Raw genomic sequence first — 16,002 nt, 5'->3', positions numbered from 1 at the left:
CCACGAAGATTTCTCCGACGACGGCATGGAGGGGAGAGCGGATGCGACGCACGGCCGGGGTTCTGGCGCTCGCCCTTGCGGCGATCACGCTGGGAGCCACGCCGGCGGTGGCCTCCTCGCCCGACTGCGAGCAGGGCGGCGGCCTGCTCGGCTCGGTGACCGGAGGCCTGTGCGAGCTGGTCGACGGCGTCACCGACACGGTCGACAGCCTCACCGGCGACAGCCTCGACCCGGTCACCGACACCCTCGACGAGACCGGCGAGACCGTCAACGACACGCTCGGCGAGACCGTGCCCACGGGCACGCCGGAGCCGTCGGCGACGCCCGGGCAGAAGCAGCCGGGCCCCGGCGCCTCCGAGGAGCCCGGCGGTCTGCTGCCCACCGTCCTCGACGACGTCTGCCTGCCCGTGCTGGCCTGCAAGGACCAGGGCGTGCTGCCGAGCCTCACCGGCCGGCCCACCCCGTCGCCGAGCGGCAAGCCCCGGCCCGCCGCCGAGTCCTCCCCCGGCGCCACGGAGCCCGGTGCGGCCAAGCTCATGCCGTCGGCGCCGCAGACGCCGCCGGTCAGCGAGCCGTACCTCATGAACACCACCGAGCACACGATCGAGCCGCCGCCCGCCGACCCGGAGCACAGCGGGGTCGAGCTGCTGCTGCCCTTCCCGCTCATCGAACACCTGGCCAGGCCGCTCAACGACCGCCAGGTCGTACGGCCGAGCGAGAGGAGCTCCGACATCGTGGGCACGGCGCTGACGGCCGCCCTCCTCGGTTCGGCCGCGCTGGCCACCCACATCGCGCAGAAACGCCGCAGGCGCGAGGAGGAGCCGGCGTCCATCCCCTTCGAGCCGATCCGGGTCGGGGGCCGTCACCGGCTCGCCGGGGAAGCGTAATCGGTGACACACTCGGAGTGACCACGGAGCCCGAACTCCCCCGAGGGGCCGATGCTCGCCGAACCCGCCCAGCACGCTGCCCTGCCCGCCGAGCCCAACCTCTTCGTGGGCCGCGAGTCCGACGTCGCCGAGCTGCTGCAGCTGCTGCGCTCCGCCCGGGTGGTGACGCTGTGCGGCAGCGGCGGCATCGGCAAGACCCGCCTGGCGCTACGGGTGGCGGGCCTGACGGCCGGCGCCTTCTCCGGCGGCGTGCGACTGGTGGAGCTGGCGGACCTGGAGCCGGGCCGCGAGATCACCGCGCGGCTGCACACCGCTCTCGGCCTGCGCGACGGGCAGCAGAGCGAGGCTCGACTCATCGAGGCGATCGGCGAGCGCCGGATCCTGCTGCTGATCGACAACTGCGAGCCCGTGGTGGCGCAGTGCGCGAGCACCTGCGCGGCGTTGCTGGCGGCCTGCCCCAACATCGCCATCCTGGCCACCAGCCGCGAGCCGCTGCGGGTGCCGGGCGAGACGGTGTGGCGGGTGCCGCCGCTGTCGCTGCCGCGCGATGACGAGGATCCGCGCGCGTGCGAGGCCGTACGGCTGTTCGCGGCGCGCGCGGCGGCGGCACGGCCGGATCTGGCGCTCACCGACGAGCTGATGCCGCGGGTCGTGGAGTTGTGCCGGGCCCTCGACGGGATGCCGCTGGCGCTGGAGCTGGCGGCGGCCATGACCCGGGTGCTGTCGATCCCGCAGCTGGTCTCGATGCTCGGCGACCGCTTCCGGGTGCTGGCCGGAGGCGACCGTACGGCGCCGCCGAGGCAGCGGACGTTACGCGCCACCGTCGACTGGAGCTACCGGCTGCTGTCCAAGCAGGAGGCGCTGCTGCTCAACCGGCTGGCGATCTTCCGCAACGGCTGGACCCTGTCGCTGGCCGAGCGGGTCGGCGCCGGATCGGGGCTGCGCGAGGAGGAGATCCTGGCACGCCTGTGCGATCTGGTCGACAAGTCGCTGGTGGTGGTCGACGGCGAGGCGGCGGGTGAGGCGCGCTACCGCATGCTGGAGACCATCCGCGAGTACGCGCTGGAGCAGCTGCGCGCGGCCGGCGGGGAAGCCGAGGCCCGCGACCGCCACCTGGCCGCCTTCGCCGAGGTGGCAGCCGGTTTCGGCGCGATGGTCGAGCCGGGCGGCGCCTTCACGTGGCCGTCGATCGTGCGGGTCGGGCACCTGCTGGAGGCGTTCGTCGCCGACGTGGGCGCGGCCGTGGAGTGGGCGCTGTCGTCGGGCGCCGAGGAACGCGCGACGACCATGGTCACCGACCTGCACATCCTGGTGACGGCCAGCGGGCGCTCCTTCGGCGAGCGGAGCTGGCTCGAACGCCTGCTGGAGGCCGCAGGAACCGGCCTGCCCGCCCGGCCGCGCGGGCGGGCGCTCATCATGCGGGCGGAGGTGGCGATCCGCCAGGGCGACCCGGCCACGGGCAGGAACGACGCGGGCCGCGGCCTGGAGTTGTGCCGGTCCGACGGCGACGTGCACGGCCAGGCGCTCGGGCTGGTGGCGCTCGCGCTGGCCACGCTGCGGCCGGAGCCGCTGGAGGAGGCGCTGGCGCTGACACGCCGCAGCGGCGGCGAGGTCGTGGAGATGTACATCCTCGGCATCAAGGCGCTGCTCGCCTACCTGGCGGGGCTGATGCACGAGTCCAAGCGCCTCTACACCGACCTGCTGGCGCGGGCGGCCGGGGCAGGCAACGCCTGGGCCGCCGGGCTCGCGCACGGCGGCCTGGCCCAGGTGGCCAGGCACGAGGGCGACGTGAGCGAGGCACGCGCCCACTACGAGCGCGGGCTCGAGGTGATGCGGCGGCTCGACCTGCGCCAGGAAGTGATCACGTGCCTGTCGGGGCTGGGACTGGTGGCACTGGAACTGGGCGCGCTGACCGAGGCCAGGACCAGGCTGACCGAGGCGCTGCGCCTGGCCGTCGACGCGGGGTCGCGTCTGACGGTGACGCGCCTGCTCGGCTCGTGGGCCCGGTTGTGCGCCGCCGAGGGCGACCAGCGGCGGGCGGTCCTGCTGGCCTCCTGCGCGCTCGCACTGCGCGAGAGGCAGGGCGACGCGCGCACCGAGCGGGTGCTGCGTCCCGCCCGCGCCGCCCTGGGCGAGACGCTGGTGGCGGTGTTGTGGAGCGAGGGCCGCACGATGACGCTGGAGGAGGCCGTCGAGTGCGCGTTGTCGGGCCAGGTGCCCGAGGTGGCGCCGCGGGCGCTGCGTGACACGCCGCAGGACAGCAGGCTCACCGCGCGCGAGCTGGAGATCGCCGGGCTCATCACGCGCGGGCTGAGCAACCGGGCCATCGCCGAGGAGCTCGTCATCAGCAAGGCGACCGTCGCGCGTCATGTGGCCAACATCCTGGGCAAGCTCGGCTTCACCACGCGTACACAGATCGCGTCGTGGATCGCCGCCCAGCGCTGAGCCGTACACACCTCCACCTGCATGGCCGGATGGTCAGCACGGCGCATGGCAGGAGCGGCGGGCCCGCCTAGTGTCGGAAGTGGCCGGTCAGGGGGCCTCACAGGCCCACGCCGACCGGACCGGCCGCCCCGAAGGCCGCATGCCGGCGTCGCGCCCCGAGGAGGGGCGGGGTCCGCGACGACGGCATGCGGCCGCCCGCCTGACGCCGGAGTGGTCATGCCTACACATCGATATGCATACATCGGCGGATGCTGCCCCTGGCACCCCACCCGTAGCGTGCGTGGCATGGACGTCGCCACCCCCACCCTGACGCACGAGGTCTTCGGCGCCGCCACCGCACACGGTGACCGGCCGGCGCTCGTCGACCTGCACGGCGGACGGGTGTACGGCTACCGCAGGCTCGCCGCCGAGGTCGCCGCGGCCGCCTCCGGGCTGGTCCGCCGGGGGGCCAGGCCCGACCAGGTGGTCGGCGTCCTGGCGGGCAACGCGACCACGCAGACGCTGGCCGTGCACACCGCGATCGCCGCGGGCGGGATCGCCGCGCCGATCGACCCGCGCCTGCCGGTGGAGGAGGTCGTACGGCTGCTGCGCTCGTGGGACGCGCGCACGCTGTTCGTCACCCAGGACCTGGCGCCCGCGGCGCTGAGGGCGGCCGACGCCTCGCGGGTGCGCCAGGTCGTGTGTTTCGGCCCGGCTGACGGCACGCTGGACTTCGCCGAGCTGCTCGCGCTGGCGCCGGTGGCGCTACCCGAGGTCGATCCCCGCGGCCAGGTGGCGATGGTGCTGCGCGACGGCGTGGCCGTGACGCACGCCGGCATGCTGGCGCGCATGGCCGAACTGGACCGCCCGGTCGGGCTGGACGCCTCCGACGTGGTGCTGGCGACGTGCCCGATCGACGCCGCGCTGGCCACCCTCGGCTGCCTGGTGCTGGCCAGAGGGGCCATGCTGGTGGGTGCCTGCCCGGTGGCCACGGCCGACCCGGCGGGCACCTGTCAGGACTTCGGGGTGACCGTGACGGCGTCGGGCGACGGCCCGCCACGCCGGGTGTGACGGCGGCGGGCGGTCGGCGGGTAGGGCCGGGGTCAGGCGCCGATGGCGTGCACGCCGCCGTCGACGTGGACGATCTCGCCCGTGGTGGCGGGGAACCAGTCGGACATCAGCGCCACGACGGCCTTGGCGGCCGGGACGGTGTCAGCCAGATCCCAGCCGAGCGGGGCCTTCTCGGGCCAGCTGTCCTCGAACTCCTTGAAGCCCGGGATGGACTTGGCGGCCATGGTGCGCAGCGGACCGGCCGAAACCAGGTTGACGCGGATGCCCTGCTTGCCCAGGTCGCGGGCGAGGTAACGGTTGGCCGACTCCAGGCCCGCCTTGGCCACGCCCATCCAGTCGTAGACCGGCCAGGCCTTGGTGGCGTCGAAGTCGAGGCCGACGACCGAGCCGCCCTCCTTCATCAGGGGCAGGCAGGCCACGGCGAGCGACTTGAAGGAGTAGGTCGACACGTGCAGGGCCGTGGCGACGTCCTCCCACGAGGTGTTGAGGAAGTTGCCGCCCAGGGCGCTCTGCGGGGCGAAGCCGATGGAGTGCACGACGCCGTCGAGCCCGTCGACGTGCTCGCCGACGCGGGCGGCCAGGCTGTCGAGGTGGTCGGTGTTCTGCACGTCGAGCTCCAGCACCGGCGCGGGCTGGGGCAGCCGCTTGGCGATGCGCTCGACCAGGCTGAGGCGGCCGAAGCCGGTCAGCACGACCTGGGCGCCCTCCTCCTGCGCGATCTTGGCGACGTTGAAGGCGATGGAGGCGTCGGTGAGGACACCGGTCACCAGGATGCGCTTGCCGTCGAGGATTCCCATGATCAGTGCCCCATTCCCAGGCCGCCGTCGACGGGGATGACCGCGCCGGTGATGTAGGAGGCGTCGTCACTGGCCAGGAAGCGCACGACGCGCGCGATCTCCGCCGCCTCGGCCTGGCGGCCTAGCGGGATGTTCTTGACGATGGACTCGCCGTCGAGCTCGGCGGTCATGTCGGTCTTGACGAAACCGGGCGCGACCACGTTGACGGTGATGCCACGCGAGCCGTACTCGCGCGCCAGGGACCTGCCGAAGCCCACCAGGCCGGCCTTGGAGGCGGCGTAGTTGGCCTGCCCGGCCTGGCCGGAAAGGCCCACGACCGAGGAGATGAGGATGATGCGCCCCCGCTTGAGCTTCATCATCGGACGGATCGCCCGCTTGGCGACCCGGTAGGCGCCGGTCAGGTTGGCGTCGACGACCTCGGTGAAGGTCTCCTCCTTCATCATCGCCAGCAGGGTGTCCTTGGTGATGCCGGCGTTGGACACCAGCACCTCGACGGGGCCCTGCTCGGCCTCGACCTTGGCGAAGGCGGCGTCGACGTCTTCGCTGCTGGTCACGTCGCAACGGACGCCGAACAGGCCCTCGGGGGGTTCGCCCGAGCGGTAGGTGACGGCGACGGAGTCGCCGTTCGCGGCCAGTTCGCGGGCGATCGCGAGCCCGATGCCGCGATTGCCGCCGGTGACGAGTACGGAGCGTGCCATAGGTCCAGACGCTATCTGCTACCCACCGGTAACCAGTTGTCCGGGTGGGACAAGATCCCACCGTTAGGATCGTGGGCATGCGCCAGATCGATGACGATTTCCGCTCGCTCCCGTTGCGGCAGCTGGCCGACGCCGCGCTGCAACGTGCGCGCGAGCTGGGTGCCGAGCACGCCGACTTCCGCCTCGAACGCATCAGGGCCGAGACCCTGAGCCTGTACGACGCCCGCCTGGAGGGCGCGATGGACGCCGACGACCTGGGCCTGGCGGTCCGCGTCGTCAAGGACGGCACGTGGGGCTTCGCCTCCGGCGTCGAGCTGACCCCCGAGGCGGCCGTGCGCGTGGCCGAGCGCGCGGTGCGCGTGGCGGAGGTGAGCAAGCCGATCAACCGCGAGCCGATCGAGCTGGCCCCCGAACCGTCGTACGGCGAGGCGGTGTGGGTCTCCGGTTACGAGGTCGACCCGTTCGAGGTGCCGCAGAGCGAGAAGGTCGCGCTGCTGGCCGACTGGTCGGCGGGGCTGCTCAAGGGCGTCGACCACGTCAGCGCGCGGCTGCTGCAGGTCAAGGAGCAGAAGTTCTACGCCTCCTCCGAGGGCACCAGCACGCTGCAGCAGCGGGTGCGCGTGCACCCGGAGCTGAACGCGGTCAAGATCGGGCCGAACGGCTTCGACGACATGTCGACCATCGCGCCGCCGGTCGGGCGCGGCTACGAATACCTGACGGGCGCGCACTGGGACTGGCAGGCGGAGCTGGCCGAGCTGCCGACGCTGCTGGCCGAGAAGCTGGCCGCGCCGAGCGTCGAGGCGGGCTCCTACGACCTGGTCATCCACCCGTCTAACCTGTGGCTGACCATCCACGAGTCGATCGGCCACGCCACCGAGCTCGACAGGGCGCTCGGCTACGAGGCCGCCTACGCGGGCACCTCGTTCGCCACCTTCGACCAGCTCGGCTCGCTGGTGTACGGCTCGCCGATCATGAACGTCACCGGTGACCGTACCGTCGAGCACGGCCTGGGCTCGATCGGCTACGACGACGAGGGCGTCCGGACGCAGAGCTTCGACCTGGTCAAGGACGGCATCCTGGTCGGCTACCAGCTCGACAGGCGCATGGCCCTGATGCAGGGCTTCGGCCGCTCCAACGGCTGCGCCTTCGCCGACTCCCCCGGCCACATGCCGATGCAGCGCATGGCCAACGTGTCGCTGCAGGCCGCACCCGACGGGCCCTCCACCGAGGAGCTCATCTCGCGGGTGGGCAACGGGCTGTACATCATCGGCGACAAGAGCTGGTCGATCGACATGCAGCGCTACAACTTCCAGTTCACCGGCCAGCGGGCCTTCCGCATCCAGGACGGCCGCCTGGCCGGCCAGGTGCGCGACTTCGCCTACCAGGCGACCACCACCGACTTCTGGGGCTCCATGGAGGCCGTCGGCGGCCCGCAGACCTACGTCCTGGGCGGCGCGTTCAACTGCGGCAAGGGCCAGCCCGGCCAGGTCGCCCCGGTCAGCCACGGCTGCCCGTCGGCGCTGTTCAGGGACGTCCGGATTCTCAACACGGTGCAGGAGGGCGGCAAGTGAGCTCCCAGGGGATGGTCGAGAAGGCTCTGGAGCTGTCGCGCGCCGATGACTGCGTGGTCATCGCCGAGCACACCTCCACCGCCAACCTGCGCTTCGCGGGCAACACGCTGACCACCAACGGCACCACCGAGTCGACCCGCGTCACCGTGATCTCGGTGGTGGGGCGCTCTGCCGCCGTGGTGTCGCGCTCCGCCGTACGGGAGGACCAGCTCGAGGAGCTGGTCGCGGCGGCCGACCGGGCCGCGCGGGAGGCCCAGCCGGCCGACGACGCGGGGCCGCTGGTGTCCGGCGGCGAGCAGTCGCCCGGGTGGGCGCGGCCGGTCGAGCCGACCGGCATCGAGGTGTTCGAGAGCTTCGCCCCGGCGCTCGGGCGCGCGTTCGCGGCGGCCGAGGCCGGCGGCAGGAGGCTGTACGGCTTCGCCGAGCACATCGTCACCTCGACCTTCGTCGGCACCTCCAGCGGGCTGCGGCTGCGCCACGACCAGCCGACCGGGCGGCTGGAGCTCAACGGCAAGTCCGCCGACCTCAAGCGCTCGGCCTGGACGGGCGTGCACACCCGCGACTTCACCGACGTCGACGTGTTCGCCCTCGACGAGGCGCTGGCCACGCGCCTGGAGTGGGCGCGCACCCGCGTCGAGCTGCCCGCCGGGCGCTACGAGACGCTGCTGCCGCCGAGCGCGGTGGCCGACCTGATGATCTACATGTACTGGTCGGCGGGCGCGCGTGACGCCGTCGACGGGCAGAGCGTCTTCAGCAAGGCCGGCGGCGGCACGCGCGTCGGCGAGCGGCTCTCGCCGCTGCCGGTGCGCCTGTACAGCGACCCGGCCGCGGCCGGGCTGGAGTGCGCGCCGTTCAACGTCGTGCACGCCTCGGGCCGCGACTCGTCGGTCTTCGACAACGGCCTGCCGCTGTCCGCCACCGACTGGATCGCCGACGGCGAGCTCCGGGCGCTGCAGCAGACCAGGCACTCGGCCGCGGCGAGCGGCCTGCCGGTGACGCCGGGCATCGACAACCTGCTGATGTCCGGTCCCGAGGGCGGCAGGTCGCTGGAGGAGATGATCGCCTCCACCGAGCGCGGGCTGCTGCTGACCTGCCTGTGGTACATCCGCACGGTCGACCCGCAGACGCTCCTGCTGACCGGGCTCACCCGCGACGGCGTGTACCTGGTGGAGAACGGCACCGTGGTGGGCGAGGTCAACAACTACCGCTTCAACGAGAGCCCGGTCGACCTGCTGGGGCGCGTCACCGAGGTGGGCAGGAGCGAGCCGACGCTGCCGCGCGAGTGGAACGACTACTTCACCCGCACGGTCATGCCCGCGCTGCGCGTGCCCGACTTCAACATGTCGACGGTGAGCCAGGCGAGCTGACCCCGGATCGATCAGCGGGGGCACGCGGCGGAGCGGTCCGCCGCGTGCCCTCAGGTGGCGCCGGCGAGGGTGAGCTTGTGCACGCGCTCCCAGCGCATGATCGTGACCAGGTCGGCGGTCAGCCGTTCGAGGTCGTAGACGATGCTCCAGCGGGTGTGGCCCTGGGCGACCCTGCCGAGGAGCTCCATCCCGCTCGCGCCCGTCGGCAAGCCCTCGGCCAGGGTTCGGTAACGGCGGTCGGCCAGGCGGTCGGACTGCTGGGTGCCGATCATGGTGATGTTGGTCAGGATCTTGTCCTCGACCACGTTCAGCCCGCCCTTGTCGTACTCCACCACGACCGAGCGGCCGGTCCGGTCGGCGATCAGGTAGTGCACCTGGGGGCCGCCGCCGAAGTCGAGGGTGTAGCGGCGCATGAGGGCGACGGCCTCGTCGACGGTGGCGGCGCGGTCGAGCACCAGCCGGATGATGCGCAGGTCCGACACGGTCGGCTTGCCCGCGGCGGGCGGGAGCTCGACGGTCGGGGTGGAGGCCAGGCCGATCGCCAGGCCCTTCTCGTTCATGCCGTCGAAGGGCGCCAGGACCGCGTGGGCCAGGCGGCGGCGGTCGGACGGGAGCGTGAGGTCGGCGGGGTCGCGGTCGCCGAGGACGTAGAAGACGTCGACCACCGACAGGGAGGCGTACCCGTCGGGCGGGTCGGCGCGCACGACCATGGCCGGGTTGGGGTTCCAGTCGAAGTTGCGGCCGTACTCCAGGCCCTTGGCGGTCTTCCTGACGAACAGCGAGCACGCCCAGCCGTCCTGGTCGCGGGCCAGTTCGTCCGGCGACAGCGGCGCCTCGGCGTCGTAGCCGCCGTGGTAGGTCATCTCGTACATGGGCATGTCGTCGAGCTGGCGCAGGCTCTTCCAGGTGCGGGTCATCTGCTCGGCTGTCTGCTTGAGCAGCCCGGCGGCCTTGGCGGGCCGGTCCGCCTGCTGCGCGGGCGCGGGTGGCTGTTGGACGGATGGCGCGCACGCCGACAGGGCCAGGACGGCTGACGCGAGCGCGGCGGCAGTACGGCGAAGCCTCACGTTCCCGAGTGTTTCATCCCGCGGCCGAACCAGGAAGCCCGCGACGGGGACCACCGCGGGCGCCCGATACGTTCGAAGGGTCGTATCGGCACGGTCGCGGGTGAGGCGTAGGGTGAAAGATGTGAAGGGCTGGCGCAGGAAACCGGTCGTCCATCAGGTGACGGACGCTCAGGCGTCGCTGACCGACGACATCGGCCGCAGGGAGAAGCGTTACCTCGTCCAGATGGGCATCCGGACGCTCTGCCTGATCCTCGCGGTCGTGCTGCCGTTGCCGTGGCCGTACCGCTTGCTGTTCATCGCGGGTGCGATCTTTTTGCCGTACATAGCCGTTATCGGGGCGAACGAGAGGGGCAATGATGTCCCTCCCCCGACGTTTCACACACCGGAAGCTAACCAAAGCGAGATACCACGCCATCGACGCGAGATCGGGTCGTGACTAAGTCTTGACGCATCCCACGGGTTGTAGGTGTACGCTTTAGCCAAGTGCTCCGGTCCCCCGTCGGAGCACTGGTGCCGGCGTTCCGGGCCCCCGTCGGAACGCCGATGACGCGACGCCGGGTGGTTTGCCCCCGTAACCACCCGGCGTCGCCCTTTTTTACGGAATATTTCGTTAGACGAAGTGTCCAAGAAGTCCTGGTAGGGACACTTTCCCGAAATCGTTTACAGGGTCGCGCACAGAAAACTCACAGCCAATCTTCAGGTTCCGCTTGACGGCTGGAGTTTCGTGAGGTCTCAGCCGTCAGTCAGGGTCTCCGTCGTCGCCTGCTCCCAGTTGCGGGCCAGCGTCGTGAGCCTGGCCACCGCGTCCTCCGGAGCCGTGCCGGCGCCCTGGGCCAGACCGAGCAGGTAGGCGGTGAGCGGCGCGGCCGGACGCGCCACGCCGTGGGCGACGTCCTTGGTGAGATCCAGGATCAGATCCCGGTCGACGGTCGCCGGGTCCACCCCCAGCTCCTTGCAGGCCAGCGCGGTCCACTCGGCCAGGACGTTCATACGTGCCTCCTGAAGATCGTCGATGGTGTCGCAGTCGAACCACGGGCGGCCCTCCAGGGCCAGCCTCCGCGGGTTGAGCGGAGCCATGAGCCCCTTGAGGCTTTGGCCCTGATACGCCCTGAGAGCCCCGGTGAGCGCCTGGGTGTCCCAGACACCCGCGAGCCACTGATCGCGGCCCTCCTCGTCCACCAGGAGCGCGTGCGGGACGGCCTGCGCGCGCAGGGCCCGCACGTGCTCGGCGCGCAGGAACGGCAGATCGGCCGCCAGCAACGCCACCACCGGCGCCGTCACCAACGGCAACGCCGCCCTCAGCGCCGCCACCGGGCCCGCACCGGGCGGATCCTCCCGGGTGAACAGCACGCCGTCGAGCCGCCGCTCGGGGCCCACGACGACCACCCTGCCCGCGTCGGCGACCGCATCGGCCACCCGCCGCACCAGACTCCTGGAGCCGACCAGCTCACCCGGCTTGTCGGCACCCTCCATCCGCCTGGCCCGGCCGCCGGCGAGGATGATCGCGTCGTAGGGGATCACATGCCCCAGGCTACTGGCCTCCGCCTGGGACAGGCCGGGCCGGCGGCCTCGAACGCCCTTGGACGTCAGGACGTGACGCGACGCCAAGCACACGACGCGGCGCCAAGTACGCGGGGCAGTGCCATGCACGCGCGGCGGCGCAAAACACGCGGCACGACGCCAAGCACGCGGCGTTCGCGGCAGGGGCTCGCAGACTGACCGCTCACTACGCCCGCCCGCCTGCTCGACTGCCGGGGCAGAGCGGCGGGCGCAGGGGCGGCGGTCAGCCGCCGATGGCGGACATCGGGCGGGCGGGCTGGAGGAAGGACGGGTCGTCGATGCCATGCCCGGCGCGCTTGCCGCGGACGGCGGCGAGCCAGCGCTCGGCCAGTTCGTCGTCGGAGGCCCCCGCCCGCATCGCGCCGCGCAGGTCGGACTCCTCCGTGGCGAACAGGCAGTTGCGCACCTGCCCGTCGGCGGTCAGGCGGACGCGGTCGCAGGCCCCGCAGAACGGCCGCGTCACCGACCCGATGACGCCCACGCGCGCGGGACCGCCGTCGACGAGGAACCGCTCGGCCGGGGCGCTCCCCCGGTCCTCGAGGTCGTCGGGCGTCAGGTCGAACGAGGCCGACAGCAGCTCCAGGATCTCGTCGGCGGTGACCATGGAGGCGCGGTCCCACCCGTGCTGGGCGTCGAGCGGCATCTGCTCGATGAAACGCAGTTCGTAGCCCTGCTCCAGGCAGTATCGCAGCAGCGGCACCGCCTCCGGCTCGTTGATGCCGCGCATGAGCACGGCGTTGACCTTCACCGGCCGCAGCCCCGCCTCGTGCGCGGCGCGCAGGCCGGCGATGACGTCGTCGAAGCGGTCGCGGTGGGTGAGCCGCTTGAAGTGGTCGCGGTCGAGGGTGTCGAGCGAGACGTTGACCCGGTCGAGCCCCGCCTCGGCCAGCGCGGGCGCCATGCGGGCCAGGCCGATGCCGTTGGAGGTGATCGAGATCTGCGGCCGGGGCCGCAGCAGCGCGGTGCGCCGGACGATGTCGACCACTTCGCGGCGCACCAGCGGCTCGCCGCCGGTGTAGCGGACCTCGGTGATGCCGAGGCGTTCGACGCCGATGGTGACGAGCCTGACGATCTCGTCGGCGCTGAGCAGCTGGGCGTTGGGCAGCCAGTCGAGCCCTTCGGGTGGCATGCAGTAGGTGCAGCGCAGGTTGCACTTGTCGGTGAGGGACACCCGCAGGTCAGTCGCCACCCGTCCGAACGAGTCTCGCAACATGCGGCCTCACCTCCTGTTCACGTCGAGCTGTGGAGGCCCACCCTACGACGCGCCACCGACAGCTCTCAAAAATGGTGTGTCACCCACCAAGAACCCGCGACGGGTGCGCGGGATTCCTTGGTGGATCCGACAGCTCAGCCCTTGATGGAGATCAGCTGGCGCAGGTGCGCGACGACCTCGACGAGGTCGGTCTGGGCCGCCATGACGTCCTCGATGTTCTTGTAGGCGCCGGGGATCTCGTCGATGACGCCCGCGTCCTTGCGGCACTCGACGCCGAACGTCTGCTCCTCGAGGTCCTTGACGGTGAAGGTCTTCTTCGCCTTGGTCCTGCTCATCTTGCGTCCCGCGCCGTGCGAGGCGGAGTTGAACGCCGCACCGTTGCCCAGGCCCTTGACGATGTAGGTGCCGGTGGCCATCGAGCCGGGGATGATGCCGAGCTCGCCGCCGCCGGCGCGGATCGCACCCTTGCGGGTGACGAGCACGTCGACGCCGTCGTAGCGCTCCTCCGCCACGTAGTTGTGGTGGCAGGAGATGGTCTGCTCGAAGGCGATGTTCGGCAGGTGGCGCCGGAGCACGTCGCAGACCAGCCCCATCATGAGGGCGCGGTTGCGGCGGGCGTAGTCCTGCGCCCAGAACAGGTCGCGCCGGTAGGCGTCCATCTCGGGCGTGCCGCCCAGGAAGACCGCCAGGTCGCGATCGACCAGGCCCTGGTTGTGGCTGAGCTTGCGGGCGACGCCGATGTGGTGCTCGGCCAGTTCCTTGCCGATGTTGCGCGAGCCGGAGTGCAGCACGATCCAGACGAAGTCGTCGCCGTCGGCGCAGACCTCGAGGAAGTGGTTGCCGCCGCCCAGGGTGCCCAGCTGGACCTCGGCGCGGTCGCGACGGGCGTGTACGGCAGGCGCCAGCTCGTCGAAGCCCTTCCAGAACTCCGTCCAGCCCGAGCCCTTCATCCCGTGGATCCTGGTGGGGTCGACGGGGCGCTTGTGGTGGCCGAAGCCCACGGGGACCGCCTGCTCCAGCTTGGAGCGCAGGTAGGCGAGGTTGTCGGGCAGCTGCGAGATCTTGTATGTGGTCTTGACCGCGCTCATCCCGCACCCGATGTCGACACCGACGGCGGCAGGCGAGACGGCCTCGCGCATCGCGATGACGGAGCCGACCGTGGCGCCCTTGCCGTGGTGGACGTCGGGCATCACGGCGACACCGTGGACCCAGGGCAGGTTCGCCACGTTGCGGAGCTGCTGCATCGCCTGCTGCTCGACCGTGTGCGGATCCGCCCACATGCGGAGGGGATGCCTGGTCCCCTCAACCTCCGTGTACGCCATCTCTGTCGCCTCCTTCCCGGAACGTCCGTCGTTGAACGTGATCAATGACGCCAGAATCGCGTGGGGAATCGCAACTTCATTTCTGGCCGGAAAGACGAAAAAACCCGGCACTGGGCCGGGTTTTTCGCAGGACTGAACCGCGCCTGACCTCAGTGGCGGTGCCCGTAGACCTTGACCCAGTCACGGCCCTCGCTGCCCTCCAGGTACCTGGAGCCCTCGAAGACCGCGCGCCAGGTGCCGGAGACGTAGGCGGTCTCCTCGGTGTAGAAGTAGCCGTTACGGTCGGTGCGGACCGTGTCGACGTAGTCCCACCTGTGCGAGCCGGCGGGCTGGAAGAGGATCACGACCTTCTTCCACCCGAGCCGGTGCCAGCGCTCGTCGTCGTCGCACTTGTCGGAGTTGAAGACCGCGACGATGCCGTCGATGTAGTCCTCGTCGCACTCGACCGAGAGCTTGCCCTGGAGCGACAGGTCGGCGCCCCGGCGGATCGGCTCGGGTCCGGCGTCGAAGCTGAGGCTGGTGTTGCCGTCATAGCCGTGGGTGGCTGCCGACGCCGGTGCGGCCGCGCCCGCGAGCACGGCGGCGCCCAGCGCCGCTGCGGCGGCCCCGGCGGCGAGACGTCTCATCATGAAGGAATTCCTCTCCCCGTCGTCTGACAGGCCCATGTGGGCCTACGGCCAACGACGCTCAACGGTAAAGAATTGTTGCCGGATTGCAGATCACAATCCGGCAACAGCCGTCAAGGTGGGGAGTTTTATACGTTTATCGACCGATTTTCAGCACTGTGCTGGATTTTTCGGCATAGTGGGCGCTTCCTGTGTAGCGGATCTGCCACCAGCCCTTGGCGCGGCCGGAGACCGTACGGGAGAAGCTGCCGTCGCGGCGCGTGGTGGCGGTGCCCGCGGTGGTCCATTCCTGGCTGCGGGGCCTTCGGTGCAGGATCTCCAGGCGCGTGCCCGCGAAGGGCGCGTAGTCGGTGTAGCCCTGCGGGTCGACGCGGTTGAGCGCGCCGCTGAGCCGTACCGCCTTGACGCCGCGGACCCTGGTGGCCCGGACGGAGGCCAGCCGGGTCTCGCGGCGCAGCGTGAAGGTGGAGTAGGCGACGGCTCTGACGCCCGCCTCGGTGCGGGCGGTGGCGGTGATCGTCCAGACGCCGGTCGGGTAGAAGCGGTTGAGCCCGCGGGCGGGGAGGAAACGCCAGGTCTCCCAGTCGCCGGGGGCCGCGGCGTGGCGCATGCCGGTGGCGGACATCGGCTCGGCGTGCCGCGCGGGAGCGGCCCCCTGGTCCATGGAGGTTCGGGCGGCAGGAGCGACGGCGGGAATGGCCGTGGGGTCGGCGGTCGGGCGGGTGGACCCGGGCGACGGCGAGGCCGCGGTCGGCGACGGGGTGCCCGACTGCGGCCCCGAGGACTGGCCCACCGACGGCACCGACGACTGCCCCGAGGACTGGCCCGAGGACTGGCCCGCCGACGGAACCGACGAACGACCCGAGGAGTCGGACGGCGGATCCGAGGGCGACTGCGACGGCGGCTCCACGGGCGGGTCAGACGGTGGCTGCGAGGGCGGTCCGGACGGTGGCTGCGAGGGCGGCTCCGAAGGCGGCTCTGAAGGTGGCTCTGAAGGCTCCACTCCGCCCGTCCAGGTGACAGGCTCCTGGGGCGGCGGCGTGGGGTCGGGCTCTGGCGAGATCGCCGGTTCCGGCGCCGGGGGGGCCCCCTTGGGCGGCCTGCCGGGCGCCACGTCGATGGTGACCCCGTCCTCCCCCTCGGCGCCTCTGGCGATGACGTCGATCACCAGCCGCACCGACCCACTGGGACCGACAACCGGCTCGACGGGCCGGATGACGATCTCCTTGATGGCCGGCTCGGCGAGCGCGGCAGCCGGGCCCGGCAGCGGCGCGGCGAGCGCCCCCACCGCCAGCGAGGCGAGCAGTACTCGATTGGTCATGTTCGAGACGCTAGGAAGCGTCCGGTAATGCCCCAGCACATGACACGCGCCCCGGTTGGCAAAGCTCGCCACACTGAT

Annotated in this window: 14 protein-coding genes; 6 read left to right on the top strand and 8 right to left on the bottom strand. The window is 71.6% G+C overall.

Features of this window, described 5'->3' with window-relative positions:
* The first annotated feature begins 41 nt into the window (after positions 1 to 41).
* From HNR30_RS36945 to HNR30_RS36935, 3 genes are all read left to right on the top strand, one after another.
* Positions 42 to 887 carry a hypothetical protein gene (locus HNR30_RS36945; protein ID WP_181614791.1) on the top strand — a complete coding sequence of 282 codons (846 nt, stop codon included), beginning with the start codon at positions 42 to 44 and terminating at the stop codon, positions 885 to 887.
* 51 nt (positions 888 to 938) lie between these two features.
* Positions 939 to 3,332, top strand: coding sequence for an ATP-binding protein (locus HNR30_RS36940; RefSeq protein WP_181614790.1), 2,394 nt, complete (start codon positions 939 to 941; stop codon positions 3,330 to 3,332).
* Between the two features lie 285 nt (positions 3,333 to 3,617).
* Positions 3,618 to 4,382, top strand: a complete 765-nt coding sequence (locus HNR30_RS36935) for an AMP-binding protein (RefSeq protein ID WP_181614789.1) — start codon at positions 3,618 to 3,620, stop codon at positions 4,380 to 4,382.
* 32 nt (positions 4,383 to 4,414) lie between these two features.
* Here HNR30_RS36935 and fabI read toward each other — a convergent pair whose 3' ends face one another.
* On the bottom strand, positions 4,415 to 5,179 hold the full coding sequence (gene fabI / locus HNR30_RS36930; protein ID WP_220134432.1) for an enoyl-ACP reductase FabI: 765 nt from the start codon (positions 5,177 to 5,179) through the stop codon (positions 4,415 to 4,417).
* A 2-nt stretch (positions 5,180 to 5,181) separates the two neighbouring features.
* Entirely contained in the window at positions 5,182 to 5,877 is a 696-nt protein-coding gene (gene fabG / locus HNR30_RS36925; RefSeq protein ID WP_181614788.1) for a 3-oxoacyl-ACP reductase FabG, read from the bottom strand.
* Positions 5,878 to 5,954: 77 nt separating this feature from the next.
* Here fabG and HNR30_RS36920 point away from each other — a divergent pair, with 77 nt between their 5' ends.
* Positions 5,955 to 7,448 carry a TldD/PmbA family protein gene (locus HNR30_RS36920; protein ID WP_181614787.1) on the top strand — a complete coding sequence of 498 codons (1,494 nt, stop codon included), beginning with the start codon at positions 5,955 to 5,957 and terminating at the stop codon, positions 7,446 to 7,448.
* A gap of 11 nt (positions 7,449 to 7,459) precedes the next feature.
* Positions 7,460 to 8,815, top strand: coding sequence for a metallopeptidase TldD-related protein (locus tag HNR30_RS36915; protein ID WP_181615186.1), 1,356 nt, complete (start codon positions 7,460 to 7,462; stop codon positions 8,813 to 8,815).
* A 50-nt stretch (positions 8,816 to 8,865) separates the two neighbouring features.
* Here the strand turns inward: HNR30_RS36915 and HNR30_RS36910 are convergent, their stop codons facing one another.
* Positions 8,866 to 9,882 (bottom strand): linear amide C-N hydrolase, encoded by a 1,017-nt coding sequence (locus tag HNR30_RS36910; protein WP_181614786.1) that lies wholly within the window; start codon positions 9,880 to 9,882, stop codon positions 8,866 to 8,868.
* Positions 9,883 to 10,003: 121 nt separating this feature from the next.
* Here HNR30_RS36910 and HNR30_RS50440 point away from each other — a divergent pair, with 121 nt between their 5' ends.
* The gene (locus HNR30_RS50440) at positions 10,004 to 10,318 is read left to right on the top strand and encodes a DUF3099 domain-containing protein (protein ID WP_181615185.1); all 315 of its coding nucleotides are present in this window, start codon (positions 10,004 to 10,006) and stop codon (positions 10,316 to 10,318) included.
* 296 nt (positions 10,319 to 10,614) lie between these two features.
* Here the strand turns inward: HNR30_RS50440 and HNR30_RS50435 are convergent, their stop codons facing one another.
* From HNR30_RS50435 to HNR30_RS36880, 5 genes are all read right to left on the bottom strand, one after another.
* A complete protein-coding gene (locus HNR30_RS50435; RefSeq protein WP_312894908.1) occupies positions 10,615 to 11,403 on the bottom strand; it encodes an NTP transferase domain-containing protein in 789 nt (262 codons plus the stop codon).
* Positions 11,404 to 11,665: 262 nt separating this feature from the next.
* Complete coding sequence (gene moaA / locus HNR30_RS36895; RefSeq protein ID WP_181614784.1) at positions 11,666 to 12,655, bottom strand: GTP 3',8-cyclase MoaA; 990 nt, start codon at positions 12,653 to 12,655, stop codon at positions 11,666 to 11,668.
* A 134-nt stretch (positions 12,656 to 12,789) separates the two neighbouring features.
* Positions 12,790 to 13,977 carry an RtcB family protein gene (locus HNR30_RS36890; RefSeq protein WP_181614783.1) on the bottom strand — a complete coding sequence of 396 codons (1,188 nt, stop codon included), beginning with the start codon at positions 13,975 to 13,977 and terminating at the stop codon, positions 12,790 to 12,792.
* A gap of 149 nt (positions 13,978 to 14,126) precedes the next feature.
* Positions 14,127 to 14,606: a hypothetical protein gene (locus HNR30_RS36885; protein ID WP_181614782.1), complete on the bottom strand. Its 480-nt coding sequence runs from the start codon at positions 14,604 to 14,606 to the stop codon at positions 14,127 to 14,129.
* 133 nt (positions 14,607 to 14,739) lie between these two features.
* Entirely contained in the window at positions 14,740 to 15,924 is a 1,185-nt protein-coding gene (locus HNR30_RS36880; RefSeq protein ID WP_181614781.1) for a hypothetical protein, read from the bottom strand.
* Positions 15,925 to 16,002: the final 78 nt, after the last annotated feature.

Origin of the sequence: Nonomuraea soli (assembly GCF_013761175.1) — a bacterium.
Taxonomy (GTDB): Bacteria; Actinomycetota; Actinomycetes; order Streptosporangiales; family Streptosporangiaceae; genus Nonomuraea; species Nonomuraea soli.
This window is presented reverse-complemented; position numbering and strand designations above follow the sequence as displayed.

Excerpts from the sequence above, each read along its gene's own strand:
- HNR30_RS36945 (WP_181614791.1), top strand. The coding sequence starts at position 42 with ATGCGACGCACGGCCGGGGTTCTGGCGCTCGCCCTTGCGGCGATCACG.
- HNR30_RS36940 (WP_181614790.1), top strand. The coding sequence starts at position 939 with ATGCTCGCCGAACCCGCCCAGCACGCTGCCCTGCCCGCCGAGCCCAAC.
- HNR30_RS36935 (WP_181614789.1), top strand. The coding sequence starts at position 3,618 with ATGGACGTCGCCACCCCCACCCTGACGCACGAGGTCTTCGGCGCCGCC.
- fabI (WP_220134432.1), bottom strand. The coding sequence starts at position 5,179 with ATGGGAATCCTCGACGGCAAGCGCATCCTGGTGACCGGTGTCCTCACC.
- fabG (WP_181614788.1), bottom strand. The coding sequence starts at position 5,877 with ATGGCACGCTCCGTACTCGTCACCGGCGGCAATCGCGGCATCGGGCTC.
- HNR30_RS36920 (WP_181614787.1), top strand. The coding sequence starts at position 5,955 with ATGCGCCAGATCGATGACGATTTCCGCTCGCTCCCGTTGCGGCAGCTG.
- HNR30_RS36915 (WP_181615186.1), top strand. The coding sequence starts at position 7,460 with ATGGTCGAGAAGGCTCTGGAGCTGTCGCGCGCCGATGACTGCGTGGTC.
- moaA (WP_181614784.1), bottom strand. The coding sequence starts at position 12,655 with ATGTTGCGAGACTCGTTCGGACGGGTGGCGACTGACCTGCGGGTGTCC.
- HNR30_RS36890 (WP_181614783.1), bottom strand. The coding sequence starts at position 13,977 with ATGGCGTACACGGAGGTTGAGGGGACCAGGCATCCCCTCCGCATGTGG.
- HNR30_RS36885 (WP_181614782.1), bottom strand. The coding sequence starts at position 14,606 with ATGATGAGACGTCTCGCCGCCGGGGCCGCCGCAGCGGCGCTGGGCGCC.
- HNR30_RS36880 (WP_181614781.1), bottom strand. The coding sequence starts at position 15,924 with ATGACCAATCGAGTACTGCTCGCCTCGCTGGCGGTGGGGGCGCTCGCC.